The 18,684-nt window shown below is 62.9% G+C and carries 15 protein-coding genes and 2 tRNA genes; 16 read left to right on the forward strand and 1 reads right to left on the reverse strand.

All coding sequences use genetic code 11. The features are described from left to right. The first annotated feature begins 12 nt into the window (after nt 1-12). The 6 genes from tig to KF719_RS17290 all read left to right on the forward strand — a co-directional run bounded on the left by tig (nt 13) and on the right by KF719_RS17290 (nt 8,687). Nucleotides 13-1,482, forward strand: a complete 1,470-nt coding sequence (gene tig, locus KF719_RS17265) for a trigger factor (protein ID WP_293510450.1) — start codon at nt 13-15, stop codon at nt 1,480-1,482. Between the two features lie 288 nt (nt 1,483-1,770). Then, entirely contained in the window at nt 1,771-3,069 is a 1,299-nt protein-coding gene (locus KF719_RS17270) for a type III PLP-dependent enzyme (protein WP_293510678.1), read from the forward strand. A 214-nt stretch (nt 3,070-3,283) separates the two neighbouring features. After that, on the forward strand, nt 3,284-3,916 hold the full coding sequence (locus KF719_RS17275; RefSeq protein ID WP_293510452.1) for an ATP-dependent Clp protease proteolytic subunit: 633 nt from the start codon (nt 3,284-3,286) through the stop codon (nt 3,914-3,916). 328 nt (nt 3,917-4,244) lie between these two features. Then, nucleotides 4,245-5,510: an ATP-dependent Clp protease ATP-binding subunit ClpX gene (clpX, locus tag KF719_RS17280; protein WP_293510454.1), complete on the forward strand. Its 1,266-nt coding sequence runs from the start codon at nt 4,245-4,247 to the stop codon at nt 5,508-5,510. 254 nt (nt 5,511-5,764) lie between these two features. Further along, entirely contained in the window at nt 5,765-8,218 is a 2,454-nt protein-coding gene (gene lon, locus KF719_RS17285) for an endopeptidase La (protein WP_293510456.1), read from the forward strand. Between the two features lie 193 nt (nt 8,219-8,411). Further along, entirely contained in the window at nt 8,412-8,687 is a 276-nt protein-coding gene (locus KF719_RS17290; protein ID WP_293510458.1) for an HU family DNA-binding protein, read from the forward strand. Nucleotides 8,688-8,744: 57 nt separating this feature from the next. On the opposite strand, the gene KF719_RS17295 is transcribed toward KF719_RS17290, so the two are convergent. Beyond that, nucleotides 8,745-10,037 (reverse strand): MFS transporter, encoded by a 1,293-nt coding sequence (locus tag KF719_RS17295; RefSeq protein WP_293510460.1) that lies wholly within the window; start codon nt 10,035-10,037, stop codon nt 8,745-8,747. Between the two features lie 148 nt (nt 10,038-10,185). Here KF719_RS17295 and KF719_RS17300 point away from each other — a divergent pair. The 10 genes from KF719_RS17300 (at nt 10,186) to nuoH (ending at nt 18,656) form a co-directional block, all read left to right on the forward strand. Further along, nucleotides 10,186-10,261 (forward strand) — tRNA-Val (locus KF719_RS17300). 95 nt (nt 10,262-10,356) lie between these two features. Further along, nucleotides 10,357-10,433: transfer RNA gene (locus KF719_RS17305), tRNA-Asp, on the forward strand. A 474-nt stretch (nt 10,434-10,907) separates the two neighbouring features. Next, nucleotides 10,908-11,273 (forward strand): NADH-quinone oxidoreductase subunit A, encoded by a 366-nt coding sequence (locus tag KF719_RS17310; RefSeq protein ID WP_293510462.1) that lies wholly within the window; start codon nt 10,908-10,910, stop codon nt 11,271-11,273. Then, nucleotides 11,273-11,824: an NADH-quinone oxidoreductase subunit B gene (locus KF719_RS17315; RefSeq protein WP_293510463.1), complete on the forward strand. Its 552-nt coding sequence runs from the start codon at nt 11,273-11,275 to the stop codon at nt 11,822-11,824. The genes KF719_RS17310 and KF719_RS17315 overlap by 1 nt, the downstream gene beginning before the upstream one ends. A gap of 73 nt (nt 11,825-11,897) precedes the next feature. Next, nucleotides 11,898-12,500 (forward strand): NADH-quinone oxidoreductase subunit C, encoded by a 603-nt coding sequence (locus tag KF719_RS17320; RefSeq protein ID WP_293510680.1) that lies wholly within the window; start codon nt 11,898-11,900, stop codon nt 12,498-12,500. A gap of 3 nt (nt 12,501-12,503) precedes the next feature. Next, on the forward strand, nt 12,504-13,682 hold the full coding sequence (locus tag KF719_RS17325; RefSeq protein ID WP_293510465.1) for an NADH-quinone oxidoreductase subunit D: 1,179 nt from the start codon (nt 12,504-12,506) through the stop codon (nt 13,680-13,682). Continuing rightward, nucleotides 13,679-14,299 carry an NADH-quinone oxidoreductase subunit NuoE gene (gene nuoE, locus KF719_RS17330; protein WP_293510467.1) on the forward strand — a complete coding sequence of 207 codons (621 nt, stop codon included), beginning with the start codon at nt 13,679-13,681 and terminating at the stop codon, nt 14,297-14,299. Before KF719_RS17325 ends, nuoE begins: the two co-directional genes overlap by 4 nt. Beyond that, a complete protein-coding gene (nuoF, locus tag KF719_RS17335) occupies nt 14,299-15,588 on the forward strand; it encodes an NADH-quinone oxidoreductase subunit NuoF (RefSeq protein ID WP_293510469.1) in 1,290 nt (429 codons plus the stop codon). Before nuoE ends, nuoF begins: the two co-directional genes overlap by 1 nt. Before the next feature lie 4 nt (nt 15,589-15,592). Then, nucleotides 15,593-17,635 carry an NADH-quinone oxidoreductase subunit NuoG gene (gene nuoG / locus KF719_RS17340; protein WP_293510470.1) on the forward strand — a complete coding sequence of 681 codons (2,043 nt, stop codon included), beginning with the start codon at nt 15,593-15,595 and terminating at the stop codon, nt 17,633-17,635. 7 nt (nt 17,636-17,642) lie between these two features. Continuing rightward, complete coding sequence (gene nuoH, locus KF719_RS17345; protein WP_293510472.1) at nt 17,643-18,656, forward strand: NADH-quinone oxidoreductase subunit NuoH; 1,014 nt, start codon at nt 17,643-17,645, stop codon at nt 18,654-18,656. Nucleotides 18,657-18,684 lie beyond the last annotated feature (28 nt).

An 18,684-nucleotide genomic window follows, 5' to 3' on the forward strand; every position in this document is an offset into this window, starting at 1 on the left:
ATGGATTGGAAGATGCAGGTCACGGTCACCAACACGGACGGTCTGAAGCGCGAATTGAAGATTCAGGTTCCCGCGCAGGATCTCGAAGCCCGCCTCGGCGCCAAGCTCGAGGAAATGAAAAACCAGGTTCGCCTCAAGGGCTTCCGCCCCGGCAAGGTGCCGGTCAGCCATCTGCGCAAGACCTTCGGCAAGCAGGTCATGGGCGAGATCATCCAGGAGACCGTCGGCGAGTCGAGCCAGAAGGCGCTGGCCGATGAAGCGCTTCGGCCGGCCTTCCAGCCGTCGATCGATCTCGAGGGCGAAATCGAGCAGGTGATGGACGGCAAGGCCGACCTCACCTTCAAGATGAGCTTCGAAGTCGTGCCGGCCTTCGAACTGGCAGACTTTTCAAAGGTTTCCATCGAACGCCTCGTTGCCGAGGTGAAGGACGCAGACATCGACGAGGCGCTGAAGCGGCTCGCCGAAAACCAGAAGAATTTCGAAGCGCGCGAAGAAGGCGCCAAGGCGGAAAACGGCGATCTGCTGACCGTCGATTTCGTCGGCAAGATCGACGATGTCGCCTTCGAGGGCGGCTCTGCCGAAGACGCCAGTCTCGAACTTGGCTCCGGCCGCTTCATCCCCGGTTTCGAGGAACAACTTGTCGGCGCCAAGGCTGGCGAGGACAGGACCGTCAAGGTTGCCTTCCCGGCCGATTACGGTGCCGAACACCTTGCCGGCAAGGACGCCGTCTTCGAGGTGAAGGTGAAGGAAGTGAAGGCGCCTGCCGAGGTGTCGATCGACGACGAGCTCGCCAAGCGCTTCGGCTTCGACGAACTCGCCAAGCTGCGCGAGGCGCTCGCCGACCAGATCAAGAACGACTACACGCGCATGTCGCGCATGCACCTGAAGCGCGCCATGCTCGACAAGCTCGACGAGCTACACGATTTCGAATTGCCGCCCTCGATGGTCGAGCAGGAATTCGAGCAGATCTGGAAGCAGTTCGAGCACGAGCTCAGCCACCAGAGCAAGACGGCCGCCGATCTCGACGAACCCGAGGAAGAGGTGAAGGCCGAATACCGCAAGATCGCCGAGCGCCGCGTCCGCCTCGGCCTGCTGCTGGCCGAAGTCGGCGAAAAGAACAACATCTCCGTCACCGAGCAGGAGCTGAACCAGGCGCTCGCCGAGCGTGCTCGCCAGTTCCCCGGCCAGGAGCGCCAGCTTTATCAATTCTACCAGCAGAACCCGCAAGCCGTGCAGGAACTGCGCGCCCCGATCTTCGAGGACAAGGTCGTCGACTTCATCGCCGAACTGGCCGATGTGAAGGACAAGGCCGTCGACCGCGAGACGCTTTTTGCCGATCCCGAAGCGGAAGAGCACGTCCACGACGAGAATTGCGACCATGATCACGACCACGATCATGGCGATGCGAAGCCGGCAAAGAAGGCCGCCGCCAAAAAGCCCGCCGCCAAGAAGCCGGCGGCGAAGAAAAAGAAGGAAGACTGACGCGCTCGAAGCGCTGACGGCAAAGGCCCGGAGCAACCCTCCGGGCCTTTCGCATTTCGCTCTCACAATTCGGCCACAATTGGCAGCCGGCGCATTAAGAATTTGTTAGCAAAAAACTTTGCCGGCGGCCCAATTACCTGTTGCGCGGACTCAGCGATACCTATATCTCCGCGCATCACAAGACGCACACGCACGTGCCGCTGGCCCCTGGCAGGTTTATGCAACGACGGAAGCGTCCTTTTTGGATCACGCCGGTCTGAGTACCGGGTCTGAAAAAGGGTGTTGACGATGTTCGCCTCCGAGCAGGGCCGCCGTGCCCGTTCTCGCATCTCCGCAAAGACAATCGCGAAGTCCGTTCCGTCCACGAAGACGGCGAAGGGCCGCAAGCCGCGCCTGCGCCTCGTGCCGCAGGCGGCCGAGCTGCCGTCGGATCGCGGCGGCCTGCCGCCCAAGATCGCGCGCTACATCGCGACAGCCGAATTGCCGTCGCCCTGCCTGATCGTCGATGTCGATATCGTCGCCCACAACTTCGAGGAGCTGGCGCGCTCGCTCCCCGAGGCGCGCATCTTCTATGCGGTGAAGGCCAACCCGGCCGACGAGATCGTCGCGCGGCTGGCCCGTCTCGGCTCGGCCTTCGACACCGCCAGCATGGGCGAGATCGACCTCTGCCTGTCGCATGGCGTCTCGCCGGACCGTCTCTCCTTCGGCAACACGATCAAGAAGGAACGCGACATCGCCGAGGCTTATGGAAAAGGCGTGCGCATGTTCGCTTTCGACAGCGAGCCCGAGCTCGAAAAGATCGCCCGCGTCGCACCGGGATCGAAAGTCTATTGCCGTGTGCTGATGGAATGCGAAGGCGCCGAGTGGCCGCTGTCGCGCAAGTTCGGCTGCGAGCCGGCGATGGCGGTCGATCTGCTGGCGCGCGCCAAGGCGCTTGGCCTCGACGCCTATGGCATTTCCTTCCATGTCGGCTCGCAACAGACCGACCTCACGCAATATGACAAGGCGCTCGAACTCTCGGTCTCGCTGTTCCGCGCGCTCGAGGCGCGTGGCGTGACACTGCGCATGGTCAACATGGGCGGCGGCTTCCCGTCGCGCTACCGTACCGACGTGCCCTCGATCCCGGCCTATGGTGCGGCGATCCGCGAGGCGCTGGACCGCCACTTCGGCGACAACCAGCCCGAAGTGATCGTGGAGCCCGGCCGCGGCGTCGTTGGCGATGCCGGCGTCATCCAGGCCGAAGTCGTCCTCGTTTCGGAAAAGGGCGGCGACGATGCCCGACGATGGGTCTATCTCGATGCCGGTAAGTTCCACGGCCTTGCCGAAACCATGGACGAGGCGATCAAGTATCGCCTGTTGACCTCGCGCGACGCGGCGGCCGAAAATGGCGGCGAAACCTCGCCCGTCGTCCTTGCCGGACCGACCTGCGACAGCGCCGACATTCTCTACGAAAAGACCGATTACCGGCTGCCGACGGCGCTGGCCGCCGGCGACAAGGTCTGGATTCTGGCCACGGGCGCCTACACGACCACCTATTCGGCGGTCGGTTTCAACGGCTTCCCGCCGCTCGCCAGCGTCTGCATCTGAGGAATGGGCGGCCATGGCTGCCTGACGTAGCGGCAAAAGCCCCCTATGTCGCAGGGGGCGAAATAGGCCGTAACTGATCTTATATTCCTCTTGCGGTAGAGTTCTGAACCGTCCATTTACCGAATCGGGTTATCCCGGCATGAGGCGGGAGGCGAGCCGCATTGCGCCTCGAACCATCTCAGTGCCGGAAACGGGCCGACGCTCAGGAGAGAGAATGAAAGACCCCATCGAAACCTACATGAACCTCGTGCCGATGGTGGTCGAACAGACCAATCGCGGCGAGCGCGCCTACGACATTTTCTCGCGCTTGCTGAAGGAGCACATCATTTTCGTCGCCGGTCCGGTCGAAGACGGCATGGCGATGCTGGTGACCGCGCAGCTTCTCTTCCTTGAAGCCGAGAACCCGAAAAAAGAAATCTCGATGTACATCAATTCGCCGGGTGGCATCGTCACGTCGGGTCTGGCGATCTACGACACGATGCAGCATGTGCGCCCGCCGATTTCGACCGTGTGTATGGGGCAGGCGGCGTCGATGGGCTCGCTCCTGTTGGCGGCGGGCGAAAAGGGTTCGCGCTTTGCGCTGCCCAACGCGCGCATCATGGTTCACCAGCCGTCGGGCGGTTTCCAGGGTCAGGCGACCGACATCGAAATTCATGCCCGCGAGACGATCGCGATTCGCGAACGTCTGAACAACATCTATGTGAAGCACACCGGCCAGAGCCTGAAGGCGGTCGAGGATGCGCTGGAACGCGACAATTTCATGAGCCCGGAGCGCGCCCTCGAATTCGGCATTATCGACCATGTCGGTGTGGTGCGCGGGCCGCAGGACGACGCCAAAAAGGCTTGAATCAAACGCTTTTCGAGCGGGCGGCCGCTCGGGCCGCCAATGCGGCCCTGCCGATTTCGGCGACAAATGCACGAGAATCGGGCCCTTTGAAAGCCGTGCTGCCGCGACGGAAACGCAGCGTCCGGCCGTTATGGAGGGTAATGAAATGTTGATCCCTCAAGGAATAACATGCTCGTATGTCCGCAAGATGACCGGCAAGGCATCCGAATTTCGCGCCAAGGCGTACAAGGATTACGGGCAACTTGATCGGGTATCGGAAGGCAGGCACGGTTGGTGCAGGGGTAGTGAGCGAGACCCGAACCGGCTTGCGGGTTACTAAGGAGTTTTTATGAGCAAGGTGAGCGGCGGCGACTCCAAGAACACGCTCTACTGTTCCTTCTGCGGCAAGAGCCAGCATGAGGTCAGGAAGCTGATTGCGGGACCGACCGTCTTTATCTGCGACGAATGCGTCGAACTCTGCATGGACATCATCCGCGAGGAAAACAAGAGCTCGCTGGTGAAGTCGCGTGACGGTGTTCCCTCGCCGCAGGAAATCTGCGGTGTGCTGGACGATTATGTGATCGGCCAGCAGCATGCCAAGCGCGTCTTGTCGGTGGCCGTCCACAACCACTACAAGCGTCTCAATCACGCCGCCAAGAACAACGACGTCGAGCTTGCGAAGTCGAACATCCTGCTGATCGGTCCGACCGGTTGCGGCAAGACGCTGCTCGCGCAGACGCTCGCCCGCATCCTCGATGTGCCGTTCACGATGGCCGATGCGACGACGCTGACGGAAGCCGGCTATGTCGGCGAGGACGTCGAGAACATCATCCTGAAGCTGCTGCAGTCGGCCGACTACAATGTCGAACGCGCCCAGCGCGGCATCGTCTATATCGACGAGGTCGACAAGATCAGCCGCAAATCCGACAACCCGTCGATCACGCGCGACGTGTCGGGCGAAGGCGTGCAGCAGGCATTGCTGAAGATCATGGAAGGCACGGTTGCCTCCGTGCCGCCGCAGGGCGGGCGCAAGCATCCGCAGCAGGAATTCCTGCAGGTCGACACGACCAACATCCTCTTCATCTGCGGCGGCGCGTTCGCGGGTCTCGAAAAGATCATCGGTCAACGCGGCAAGGGCGCCGGCATCGGCTTCAGCGCCAAGGTTCAGTCGGTCGAGGACCGTCGCACCGGCGAGATCCTGAAGGATCTGGAGCCCGAGGATCTGCTGAAGTTCGGCCTGATCCCCGAATTCGTCGGCCGTATGCCGGTTCTGGCGACGCTGGAGGATCTCGACGAGGAAGCGCTCGTCACCATTCTGACCCAGCCGAAAAACGCGTTGGTGAAGCAGTATGAGCGCCTGTTCGAGATGGAGAATGTGCGTCTGACCTTCTCCGAGGAGGCGCTTCGCTCCATCGCCCGCAAGGCGATCGACCGCAAGACCGGCGCGCGTGGATTGCGCTCAATCCTCGAAGCGATCCTGCTCGATACGATGTTCGAACTGCCGACGCTCGAGGGCGTCGAGGAGGTCGTCATCAGTGGCGAGGTGGTCGAAGGCAAGGCGCGCCCGCTCTACATCTATGCGGAACGGCAGGGCGACGTCGGCACCAGCGCCTGACGGGCTGAAAACCTGCATTTTTCATGCATCGGCAAGTGGCCTTGAAAGCGCGGTCTTTCAGGGCCATTTTCCTTTTAACCGAAGGCCCCCGGCGCTGATCCAGGCCGGGGACCGGAAACGCCCGAATTCCGGGCGGCGCCCGCGAATCCCGCTATTCTGGCCCTCATACGGCCATCAGCATTCATTCAGAATCGGATGCTAGGCTGGAGTTTCGCTGCGGGCGGCAGTCGAGTCAGGTAAAGGCAGGAAGTAACATGACCGAGAAAGAAAAGCGCAATCAGGATACGAAGGCAGGCGCCGGCGGCGATGCCCTTGTGTTGCCGGTGCTGCCGTTGCGCGACATTGTCGTTTTCCCCCACATGATCGTGCCGCTCTTTGTCGGTCGCGAAAAGTCGGTGCGGGCGCTCGAAAATGTCATGCAGGACGACAAGCAGATTTTGCTGGTCGCCCAGAAGAACGCCGCGGACGATAATCCGAACACGGACGACATCTACGAAATCGGCGCCATCGGCACCGTGTTGCAACTCCTCAAGCTGCCCGACAACACCGTCAAGGTGCTGGTCGAGGGCGTGCGCCGTGCGCGCGTCAAGCGCTACGTCGACAACCCCGAATTTTTCGAGGCCGAAGTCGAGGCGATCGACGAAACCGAAACCGACGGCGACCAGATCGAAGGTCTGGCGCGCTCCGTCGTCTCGCAGTTCGAAGGCTATGTGAAGCTCAACAAGAAAGTGCCGCCGGAGGTGCTGGGCTCGATCGGACAGATCGAGGACCCGGCCAAGCTGGCCGACACGGTCGCGAGCCACATCAACATCAAGATTCCCGAGAAGCAGGAACTTCTCGAAATGCCGTCGGTCGCCGGCCGGCTGGAGCGCGTCTATTCGCTGATGGAAGGCGAGATCGGCGTGCTGCAGGTCGAAAAGCGCATCCGCAGCCGCGTCAAGCGCCAGATGGAGAAGACGCAGCGCGAGTACTATCTGAACGAGCAGATGAAGGCCATTCAGAAGGAACTCGGCGATGGCGACGATGGCCGCGAGGAGATCCGCGAACTCGAAGAACGCATCCAGAAGGTCAAGCTCTCCAAGGAGGCGCGCGAGAAGGCGGTCGCCGAGCTGAAGAAGCTGAAGCAGATGAGCCCGATGTCGGCCGAGGCCACCGTCGTGCGCAACTATCTCGACTGGCTGCTCTCGGTGCCGTGGAAGCAGAAGAGCCGCGTCAAGAAGGACCTGGCGAACGCGCAGGAAATTCTCGACGCCGATCACTACGGTCTCGACAAGGTCAAGGAACGCATCGTCGAATACCTGGCGGTGCAGAACCGCGCCAACAAGCTGAAGGGGCCGATCCTCTGCCTCGTCGGCCCGCCCGGCGTCGGCAAAACCTCGCTCGGCAAGTCGATCGCCCGTTCGACGGGCCGCGACTTCGTGCGCATGTCGCTCGGCGGTGTGCGCGACGAGGCGGAAATCCGTGGACACCGCCGCACCTATATCGGTTCGATGCCCGGCAAGGTCATCCAGTCGATGAAGAAGGTGAAGCACACCAATCCGCTCTTCCTGCTCGACGAGATCGACAAGATGGGTTCGGATTTCCGTGGCGATCCGTCATCGGCGCTGCTCGAGGTTCTCGATCCCGAGCAGAATAACGCCTTTGCCGACCACTATCTGGAGGTCGACTACGATCTCTCCGACGTCATGTTCGTGACGACGGCGAACACGCTCAACATCCCCGAGCCGCTGATGGACCGGATGGAGATCATCCGCATCGCCGGCTACACCGAGGATGAAAAGGTCGAGATCGCCCGCCGCCACCTGATCCAGAAGGCGATCGACGGTCATGGCCTGCGCAAGGGCGAGTGGTCGATCGACGACGAGGCGTTGCGCCACCTGATCCGCGTCTACACGCGCGAGGCCGGCGTCCGCAATCTTGAGCGCGAGCTGAACAACCTGGCGCGCAAGGCCGTCAAGCGCATCCTGACCGATCCGGAAACGAAGTCGGTCAAGTTGACGATGGAAAATATCGCCGACGATGCCGGCGTGCCGAAATACCGTTTCGGCGAAGCCGAAGGCGAGGACCAGGTCGGCATCGTCACCGGTCTGGCATGGACGGAAGTCGGCGGCGAGCTGCTGACCATCGAAGGCGTGATGATGCCCGGCAAGGGCCGCATGACGGTGACAGGCAACCTGCGCGACGTCATGAAGGAGTCGATCTCCGCGTCGAGCTCCTTCGTCCGCTCCCGTGCGACCCGTTTCGGCATCGAGCCGCCATTGTTCGATCGCCGCGACATCCACGTCCACGTGCCGGAAGGAGCGACGCCCAAGGACGGTCCGTCGGCCGGTGTCGCAATGACCACAGCCATCGTCTCGGTGATGACCGGCATTCCGGTCCACAAGGACGTGGCGATGACCGGCGAGATGACGCTCCGCGGACGGGTGCTGCCCATCGGCGGCCTCAAGGAGAAGCTCCTTGCGGCGCTTCGCGGCGGCATCAAGAAGGTGCTGATCCCGCAGGACAACGCCAAGGATCTCGCCGAGATTCCGGACAACGTGAAGAACGCCCTCGAGATCGTGCCGGTCAACACCATCGACGAAGCGCTGAAGCATGCGCTGACCCGCATGCCGGAGCCGATCGAATGGGACGAGGATGCTTGGGCAGCCGAACAGGCCGCCGCTGGCCGCGGCCGGCCCGATGCCAATGAGCCGGTTATGGCACATTAGAGGCGACGACAGCCCATCGGGCGGTCGTGCAACGCAAAACGGGAGCCTCAGGGCTCCCGTTTCTGCGTTTGGCACCTCGAATTTTCCGCAGAATTCCTTTGTTTTTACTTTGACCCCCTTCTTGGCAGACGAGTAGACTCTTAACGCTTGAGGGAATCCCGATTCCCCGCCATCGCATCAGAAGGGGCCCGACGTGAACAAGAACGATCTCATTGCAGAAGTGGCGGACCGGACCGGTCTATCCAAGGCCGATGCGACCAAGTCCGTCGACTATGTGTTCGACATCATCACGGACTCGCTGAAAAAGGGCGAAGAGGTCCGGCTGGTCGGCTTCGGCACTTTCAACGTGTCGAACCGCGCAGCCACCGAGGGCCGCAACCCGCGTACCGGCGAGACGATTCAGATCCCGGCCTCGAAGCAGCCGAAGTTCAAGGCCGGCAAGGGTCTCAAGGACGCTGTGAACAGCTGACCCGAGAAAAATCGCGAGTTTGAGGGCCGGCCGCGTAGGGAAGCGTGCCGGCCTTTTTCATGGCGAGGCGCGCTCGCCGGCCGCCGCGTCCCCCGGTTCTTCGGCTGACGGCTCTTCGTCGGCGGCCCGCGGATCGAGTTCCGTCGGCAGCGGCGTAACCTGCGGGAACGGCACGGCCACGAAGTCGGACCGCTGCTCTTCGGTCAGGGCGGGCGCCGAGACGATCCGGTAGGCCGTATAGGCGGCAAAGAGCAGGTGCACGACCGCCGGGAACACGAATATCGACGAGATGCCGAAGGCCCCGACGCCCAGCGACGCGGCGGTCGGGCCGACAATCGCGCCCACCGAATAGACGACCAGCAGCCCGCCCGAGATCGACACAAAACTCTCGCTCTGCCCGTGATCGTTCATATGCGCCACGCACACCGAATAAAGCGTCAGCGCAAAAACGCCGAACAGCACGCCCGCAAGCATGATCGCCGTGACGCTGCCGCTGATGCCGGCCGCGACCAGGGCCACTTCGCCGGCCGCCGAACCGAGGCAGACCACGACGATAACGCGCCGCCGGTCCATGCGGTCCGAAATGCGCCCGATCGGCCATTGCGCCGCCGCGCCGCCGGCAATTGCCGCCAGCATGAACGCCGCGACGCCGCCCTCGCCAAGCCCGCGTTCGATCGCGAAAAGCGGCGCAAGCGTCCAGAACGGCGCATTGGTGAGGCCGACCACGAACGATCCGATCAGGCCCACCGGCGAGAGCGCATAGAGATTGCGGATGTTGATCGTCGTGCTCTGGATCGGCATCGGCTGCACCGATGTCGTCATCGCCACCGGCACCAGCGCCAGCGAAGTCAGGATCGAACAGATCGCAAAGAGCACGAAGCCGCTCGAGTCCGCCGCATTCAGCATCAACTGGCCCCCGGCAAGGGCCGTCAGGTTGACCGCTAGGTAGACTGCAAAGATGCGGCCCCGCGTGTCGTTGGTCGACTGCTCGTTGAGCCAGCTTTCGATCACCATATAGAGACCGGCGAAGCATAGACCGGTCAGCACCCGCATCAGCGCCCACATGGCCGGATCGGAAGACATCGCGTGGATGAGCGGCGCTGCCGCCGCCAATCCGCAAAAGGTCGCGAAGCTGCGGATATGCCCGGCGCGGCGCACGATATGCGGCGTCGCGAAACAGCCGGCCAGAAAACCGGCAAAATAAAAGCTGCCGATAATGCCGACGGATATGGTCGCGAAGCCCTCATAACCGGCCCGAATCGGGATCAGCGTGCCGAGAAGCCCGTTGCCGACCAGCAGGATGGCGGTCGCCATCAGCAGCGAAAAGACGGGGGCGAGGGTACGAGTCAACAGGACACCCGGTCTGTCGGTGAGCCGAAGGGCGAATGCCCAAGATCGGGCGTTTGGACGCGCATTGCAATGGCTCCGATTGCATTGCCGGCGGCCATTCGGTAGGAGTTGCGGGAACGTCCGAGCGGGCGTTTCGGCGCACGGGCGCGGGCGGTTAGCTCAGTTGGTAGAGCATCTCGTTTACACCGAGAGGGTCGGCGGTTCGAGCCCGTCACCGCCCACCACGCGTTGCGCACTGCGCGCTTGAGGGGCCGCCTTGACAGGGCGGGGGGCTTGGCTTACGAGACGCCCACCTTTCAGGCGGTTTCTTCGCCCTGTTGGGGGTGTAGCTCAGTTGGTTAGAGCGCCGGCCTGTCACGCCGGAGGTCGCGGGTTCGAGCCCCGTCACTCCCGCCACCCTGCGCCTTCGGCTTCGGGTGGCAGGCCGCGAAGTGGACTGACGCACGAAGGCGATCTGGGGCGCGGGAGTGTCGCCCGAAGCTCCTCTGGAGCACAGGGGGACGGGTGCCGCGCGTGTGGCGCATCTACTTCCACGAGATCGACAAAGGCGACGTCCATGTCGGGTCGATGACGGACCTCGAACGCCGGTTCGCGTCGTATCGCATCGCGCTTTCGCGATAGCCGCGAACGCCTGTCGGCGGGCACGGCGGCGCTTGCGCGCGACCTGACGCAAGGGCAGGAAAATCAAAGACTTTTGCCCCGGCAAAACGTCAGCCAGCCTTTGATTTCGCTTATGCGGGAGCTATACTGCGCGCCGAATTGGGCAGTTGATTGTGGACGATTCGCTCGTCCTGCCGCGCGCCTGCGCGGCGCAGATGAGACGCCCGGCCGGACACCGAGAGGTGCCGGTTTCTTGTTGGGGACAATTCGATGGAAGACCTGCTTCTCGAGTACCTGCCCATATTGATCTTTATGGGGCTGTCGCTCGTGATCGGTCTTGCGTTGCTCGTCGCGCCGTTCCTCATCGCGCCGAGCAAACCGGATCCCGAAAAGCTTGCCGCCTATGAATGCGGCTTCGAAGCATTCGACGACGCGCGCATGAAGTTCGACGTGAAATACTATCTCGTCGCCATCCTCTTCATCATCTTCGACCTCGAAGTGGCCTTCCTGTTTCCTTGGGCGGTGGCGCTCGGCGATATCGGGCTGTTCGGCTTCTGGTCGATGATCGTGTTCCTGGGCGTCCTGACGATCGGCTTCACTTATGAGTGGAAGAAGGGCGCGCTGGAATGGGAGTGATGCAAACCGGCAATGCGGCCGCGCCGGCTCAAACGGCGATCCCTGGTGACGGGCAGGACGACGCCTTCTTCCGGCAGGCCGCCGACGCGCTCGCCGACAAGGGTTTCGTGCTGACGACGGTCGACGATCTCGTCAACTGGTCGCGCACCGGCTCGCTGATGTGGATGACCTTCGGCCTTGCCTGCTGCGCCGTCGAAATGATGCATACCTCGATGCCGCGCTACGATGTGGAACGTTTCGGTGTCGCGCCGCGCGCAAGCCCCCGCCAGTCCGACGTGATGATCGTCGCCGGCACGCTGACCAACAAGATGGCGCCCGCACTGCGCAAGGTTTACGACCAGATGCCGGAGCCCCGCTATGTGATCTCGATGGGATCCTGCGCGAACGGCGGCGGCTACTATCACTATTCCTACTCCGTGGTGCGTGGCTGCGACCGGATCGTGCCGGTCGACATCTATGTGCCCGGATGCCCGCCCACCGCCGAGGCCCTGCTCTACGGCATCCTCGCCCTTCAAAAGAAAATTCGCCGGACGGGCACGCTCGACCGCTGATTTTCACCGACTGGCAGCCAGTACCTTCCGCGCGGGAAGCGAAAACCTGCCCATGAGTTTCGAGACCGCATCGATGGACGAAAGTCTCACAGAACTGGGCGAGCATATTCTCGGCGGCGTCGAGGATTCGATGCTCGGATTCAACGTCGCCTACGGCGAATTGACGGTCCGCGCCCAGGCGGGTTCGATTGCGCGCGTGTTGAAGTTTCTGCGCGACGATCCGGCCTGCCACTTCGCGACGCTGCTCGACATCACCGCCGTCGACTACCCGCAGCGCGCGCGCCGTTTCGATGTCGTCTATCACCTGTTGTCGATGCACCAGAACCAGCGCATCCGCGTCATCGTCGAGACCGACGAGGAAACGCCGGTGCCGAGCGTCGTCGGCATTTACCCGTCGGCCAACTGGTACGAGCGCGAAACCTTCGACATGTACGGCGTTCTCTTCAGCGATCACCCGGACCTGCGCCGCATCCTCACCGATTACGGTTTCAACGGCTATCCGCTGCGCAAGGACTTCCCGCTGACGGGCTATGTTGAAGTCCGCTACGACGACGACGTGAAGCGTGTCGTCTACGAGCCGGTGAAGCTCGTCCAGGAATTCCGCAGTTTCGATTTCGCAAGCCCGTGGGAAGGCGTCGAATATCTGCTGCCGGGCGACGAGAAGGCGGAGAACTGACCGATGGCCGAACAGGAACTCCGCAACTACCACCTTAATTTCGGACCGCAGCATCCCGCCGCGCATGGCGTGCTGCGCCTCGTGCTGGAGCTCGACGGCGAAGTGGTCGAGCGCGTCGACCCGCATATCGGCCTCCTGCATCGCGGCACCGAAAAGCTGATCGAGTACAAGACCTATCTGCAGGCGACGCCCTATTTCGACCGGCTCGATTATGTCGCGCCGATGAACCAGGAACATGCCTTCGTGCTGGCGGCCGAAAAGCTGCTCGGCCTCGAAGTGCCGCGCCGCGGCCAGTTCATTCGTGTCCTCTATTCCGAAATGGGCCGCATCCTCGCCCATCTGCTCAACGTGACGACGCAGGCGCTCGATGTCGGCGCGCTGACGCCGCCGCTCTGGGGCTTCGAGCAGCGCGAAAAGATGATGATCTTCTACGAGCGCGCATCCGGCGCGCGCCTCCACGCGAATTATTTCCGCGTCGGCGGCGTGCATCGCGATCTGCCGCCCAAGCTCATCGAGGACATCTACAATTTCTGCGACCCCTGCGAACAGGCGCTGGACGATCTTGAAGCCCTGCTGACCGGCAACCGGATTTTCATGCAGCGCAACGTCGACATCGGCGTCGTGTCGCAGGAAGACGCGCTTGCCTGGGGCTTCTCCGGCGTCATGGTGCGCGGCTCTGGCATGGCCTGGGACCTGCGCCGTTCGCAGCCCTACGAAGTCTATTCCGAGCTCGACTTCGACATCCCGGTCGGCAAGAACGGCGACTGTTACGACCGCTACCTGATCCGCATGGACGAAATGCGCCAGTCGCTGCGCATCATGAAGCAGTGCATCGAAAAAATGCCCGGCGGTCCGGTGCATGCCGAAGACGGCAAGGTCGTGCCGCCGTCGCGCGCCGAAATGAAGCGCTCGATGGAAGCGCTGATCCATCACTTCAAGCTTTATACCGAGGGCTACCGCGTCCCCGAGGGCGAGGTCTATGCGGCTGTCGAGGCGCCGAAGGGCGAATTCGGCGTCTATCTCGTCTCCGACGGCGGCAACAAACCTTACAAATGCAAGATCCGCGCGCCGGGCTATGCCCATCTGCAAGCGATGGATCATCTGTGCAAGGGCCACATGCTGGCGGACGTCGCCGCCATCCTCGGCTCCATCGATATCGTGTTCGGAGAGGTGGACCGGTGAGCGTTCGCAGACTAGACCCCAACCAGCCGGCAAGCTTCGCCTTCACGCCCGAAAATGTCGAATGGGCGAAGGCGCAGATCGCGAAATTTCCGGAAGGCAAGCAGGCCTCGGCGATCATCCCGTTGTTCTGGCGCGCGCAAGAGCAGCATGGCGGCTGGCTGCCGGAACCGGCAATCCGTCACGTCGCCGAAATGCTCGGCATGGACTACATCCGCGCGCTCGAAGTCGCGACCTTCTACACAATGTTCAATCTCTCGCCCGTCGGCGAACACTACGTGCAGCTCTGCGGCACGACGCCCTGCTGGTTGCGCGGCGCCGACGAGCTGAAAGAAGTTTGCCGCAAGCATATCGGCCCCGAGGGCAAGGTCAGCGCCGACGGCAAACTCTCCTGGCTCGAAGTCGAATGTCTCGGCGCCTGCGTCAACGCGCCGATGGTCCAGATCAATGCCGACTTCTATGAAGACCTCGATGCGGCGGCGCTCGAACGCATTCTGTCCGACCTGCGCGCCGGCAAGGACGTGAAGCCCGGTCCGCAAAGTGCCCGGCATTCGTCGGAACCGCATGGCGGCCTCACAAGCCTGACCGCCGCGGTCGCGCAAACGAGCGGGGGCGAGTGATGCTCGAGGACAAGGATCGAATTTTCACCAATCTCTACGGCCATCACGACTGGCGGCTTGCCGGCGCCCGCGCGCGCGGCGATTGGGACGGCACGTCCGAAATCATCGCCAAGGGCCGCGACTGGATTCTCGACGAGATGAAAAAGTCGGGTCTGCGCGGCCGCGGCGGCGCCGGCTTCCCGACCGGCCTCAAATGGTCCTTCATGCCGAAGGAGTCCGACGGCCGCCCGCACTACCTCGTGGTGAATGCCGACGAATCCGAACCCGGCACCTGCAAGGATCGCGACATCCTGCGTCACGACCCGCACAAGCTGGTCGAGGGTTGCCTGATCGCCAGCTTCGCGATGGGCGCCCATGCCTGCTACATCTATGTGCGCGGCGAATTCATCCGCGAGCGCGAGCAGCTGCAGGCCGCCATCGACGAAGCCTATGAAGCAGGTCTTGTCGGCAAGAACGCGGCGGGTTCCGGCTGGGATTTCGACATCTATGTCCATCACGGCGCCGGCGCCTATATCTGCGGCGAGGAAACCGCGCTGCTCGAAAGCCTCGAAGGCAAGAAAGGCATGCCGCGCCTTAAGCCGCCATTCCCGGCCAATGTCGGTCTCTATGGCGCGCCGACCACCGTCAACAATGTCGAGTCCATTGCCGTCGCGCCGACCATCCTGCGCCGCGGCGCCACCTGGTTCGCAGGCCTCGGCCGCCCCAACAACACCGGCACCAAACTCTTCTGCATCTCGGGTCACGTGAACAACCCCTGCAATGTCGAAGAGGAAATGGGCATCCCGCTAAGGGAACTGCTGGAGAAACATGCGGGCGGCGTGCGCGGCGGCTGGGACAATCTGCTGGCGGTCATTCCCGGCGGCTCGTCGGTGCCGCTCATTCCGAAATCGGTGTGCGACGACATCCTGATGGATTTCGACTCGCTGAAAGCCGTGCAGACCGGCCTCGGCACCGCGGCCGTCATCGTCATGGACAAGTCGACCGACGTCATCAAGGCAATCGCGCGCCTCTCGGCCTTCTACAAGCATGAGAGCTGCGGCCAGTGTACGCCCTGCCGCGAAGGCACGGGCTGGATGTGGCGCGTGATGGAGCGTCTGGTCTCGGGCGAGGCGGCGGTCGAGGAGATCGACATGCTGCTCGACGTGTCGAAGCGCGTCGAAGGTCACACCATTTGTGCGCTTGGCGACGCGGCGGCCTGGCCGGTTCAGGGCCTGATCCGTCATTTCCGGGGCACCATCGAAGAGCGCATCGCGGCAAAACGCGGTATCGCTCAGGCGGCGGCGGAGTAGGGGCATGCCAAAACTTATCGTCGACGGCATCGAGGTCGAGGTCGAAAACGGCGCCACGCTGTTGCAGGCCTGTGAGGAAGCGGGCGCCGAGATTCCGCGTTTCTGCTACCACGAGCGCCTGTCGATCGCCGGCAATTGCCGCATGTGCCTTGTCGAAGTCGAAAAATCGCCGAAGCCCGTGGCCTCCTGCGCCATGCCGGCGGGCGAGGGCATGGTTGTCCACACACGCACCGAACAGGTGAAGCGCGCCCGCGAAGGCGTGATGGAATTCCTGCTGATCAACCACCCGCTCGATTGCCCGATCTGCGATCAGGGCGGCGAATGCGACCTGCAGGATCAGGCAATGGCCTATGGCGTCGACGGTTCGCGCTTCGCCGAAAACAAACGCGCCGTCGAAGACAAATATATGGGCCCGCTGGTCAAGACCATCATGACCCGCTGCATCCATTGCACGCGCTGCATCCGCTTCTCGCAGGAAGTCGCCGGCGTACCGGAGCTCGGCGCCATCGGCCGCGGCGAGGACATGGAGATCACGACCTATCTCGAACACGCGCTCACTTCGGAACTGTCGGCAAACGTCGTCGATCTCTGCCCGGTCGGCGCGCTGACGTTCCACCCCTATGCCTACACGGCGCGTCCATGGGAACTGCGCAAGACGGAATCCATCGATGCGATGGACGCGGTCGGCTCCAACATCCGCGTCGACGCGCGCGGCCCCGCCGTGATGCGCATTCTGCCGCGCCTCAACGAAGACGTGAACGAGGAGTGGATTTCCGACAAGACGCGCTTCGTCTGGGACGGATTGCGGACGCAGCGCCTCGACACGCCTTATGTGCGCGAGGGCGGAAGCCTGCGCGCCGCAAGCTGGGACGAAGCCTTTGCCGCCATTGCCGCGTGCCTCAAGGGCGTCAAGGGCGATCGCATCGCCGCCATTGCTGGCGATCTCGCCTGCGCCGAATCGATGAAGGCGCTGAAAGACCTTTATGTGGCGCTCGGCTCGCCCAACATCGATTGCCGTCAGGACGGCGCGAAGCTCGACGCCGCGAACCGCGCTTCCTACATCTTCAACACCACCATCGCCGGCATCGAAGATGCGGATGCAATCCTCCTGATCGGCACCGATCCGCGCAAGGAAGCGCCGATCCTCAACGCCCGCATCCTGAAGCGCGCCCGCCGCGGCGGCCTCAAGGTCGGCGTCGTCGGTCCCCGCGCCGATCTCTCCTACGCTTACGATTATCTCGGCGCCGGCCCGCAATCGCTGAAAGACCTCGGCGCCTTTGGCGATGTTCTGAAAAACGCCGCGAACCCGATGATCGTGGTCGGGCAGGGCGCATTGGCGCGCAAAGACGGCGCTGCCGTGCTCGCGGCCGCCATCGCGCTGGCGAAATCGGTCGGCGCGGTTCGCGACGGCTGGAACGGCTTCAACGTCCTGCACATGGCGGCGGCGCGCGTCGGCGGCCTCGATCTTGGCCTGGTGCCGGGCGCGGGCGGCCGCGATGTCGAAGGCATCCTCGATGGCGCCTCGAAACGCGAAATCGAATTCGTGCATCTGCTTGCCGCCGACGAGATCGACATGTCGCGCCTCGGCTCGGCCTTCGTCGTCTATCAGGGCACGCATGGCGATGCCGGCGCCCACCGCGCCGACGTCATTTTGCCGGGCGCCGCCTACACCGAGAAAAACGCAACCTGGGTCAACACCGAGGGCCGCGCGCAACTCGGCAATCGCGCCGTCTTCCCGCCCGGCTCCGCCCGCGAGGATTGGACGATCCTGCGCGCCCTGTCGGCCACCGTCGGCCACACCTTGCCATACGACAATCTGACGGCCCTGCGCGCCGCGATGGCCGAGGCCGCGCCGCATTTCGCCGAGATCGACATGGTTGTGCCGGCAGGCGCGCTGCCCGACCTGCCGCAGGGCGATCTCGACGCCGCGCCGTTCGAAACGCCGGTGAAGGATTTCTATCTGACAAACCCCATTGCGCGTGCGAGCGCGGTCATGGCGCGTTGCTCGGCGGAACTTGCGCCGTCGCGCATCCAGGCGGCGGAGTGAGGGCGGCATGACCGAATTTCTGATCGCATACGGCATCCCGCTCGCCATCATCGTCGGCCAATCGCTGGCGCTGATTGTCGCCGTTCTGATCGTCACGGCCTATGTGCTGCTGGCCGACCGCAAGATCTGGGCGGCGGTGCAGCTTCGCCGCGGCCCCAATGTCGTCGGCGCCTTTGGCCTGCTGCAATCTTTCGCCGACTTGCTGAAATTCGTCTTCAAGGAAGTCATCATCCCGGCAGGCGCCAACAAGGGCGTCTTCCTGCTGGCGCCGCTGGTCACGGTCACGCTGGCGCTCTCCGCCTGGGTTGTCATTCCTTTCGACGCCGGCGTCGTCATCTCCAACATCAATGTCGGCGTCCTTTATATCTTCGCCATTTCCTCGCTCGGCGTTTACGGCGTCATCATGGCGGGTTGGGCGTCGAACTCGAAATACCCTTTCCTCTCGGCGCTTCGCGCGGCCGCACAGATGGTTTCCTACGAAGTTTCCATCGGCTTCGTCATCGTCACGGTTTTGTTGACCGCCGGAACGCTGAACCTCACCGAAATCGTCGAGGCGCAGAAGACCGTCTGGTATTTCATCCCGCATCTGCCGATGTTCGCGATCTTCTTCATCTCGGCGCTGGCCGAAACCAACCGCCCGCCCTTCGATCTGGTGGAAGCGGAATCCGAACTCGTCGCCGGCTTCATGGTCGAGTACTCCTCGACCTCCTACATGATGTTCATGCTCGGCGAATATGTGTCGATCCTGCTGATGTGCGCCATGACGACGATCCTGTTTCTCGGCGGCTGGCTGCCTCCCTTCGACATCGCACCGTTCAACTGGGTGCCCGGCATCGTCTGGTTCCTGCTGAAGGTGATGTTCGTCTTCTTCATGTTCGCCATGGTCAAGGCCTTCGTGCCGCGCTACCGCTACGACCAGCTCATGCGTCTCGGCTGGAAAGTATTCCTGCCGTTCTCGCTGTTCTGGGTTGTGCTGACGGCCGGCGTGCTGGTCGGCTTCGACATCGTGCCGCAGCATTGAGGATGGGCACGATGACACATACGGGAAA

The sequence above is a fragment of the Parvibaculum sp. genome (genome assembly GCF_019635935.1).
Lineage (GTDB): Bacteria > Pseudomonadota > Alphaproteobacteria > Parvibaculales > Parvibaculaceae > Parvibaculum.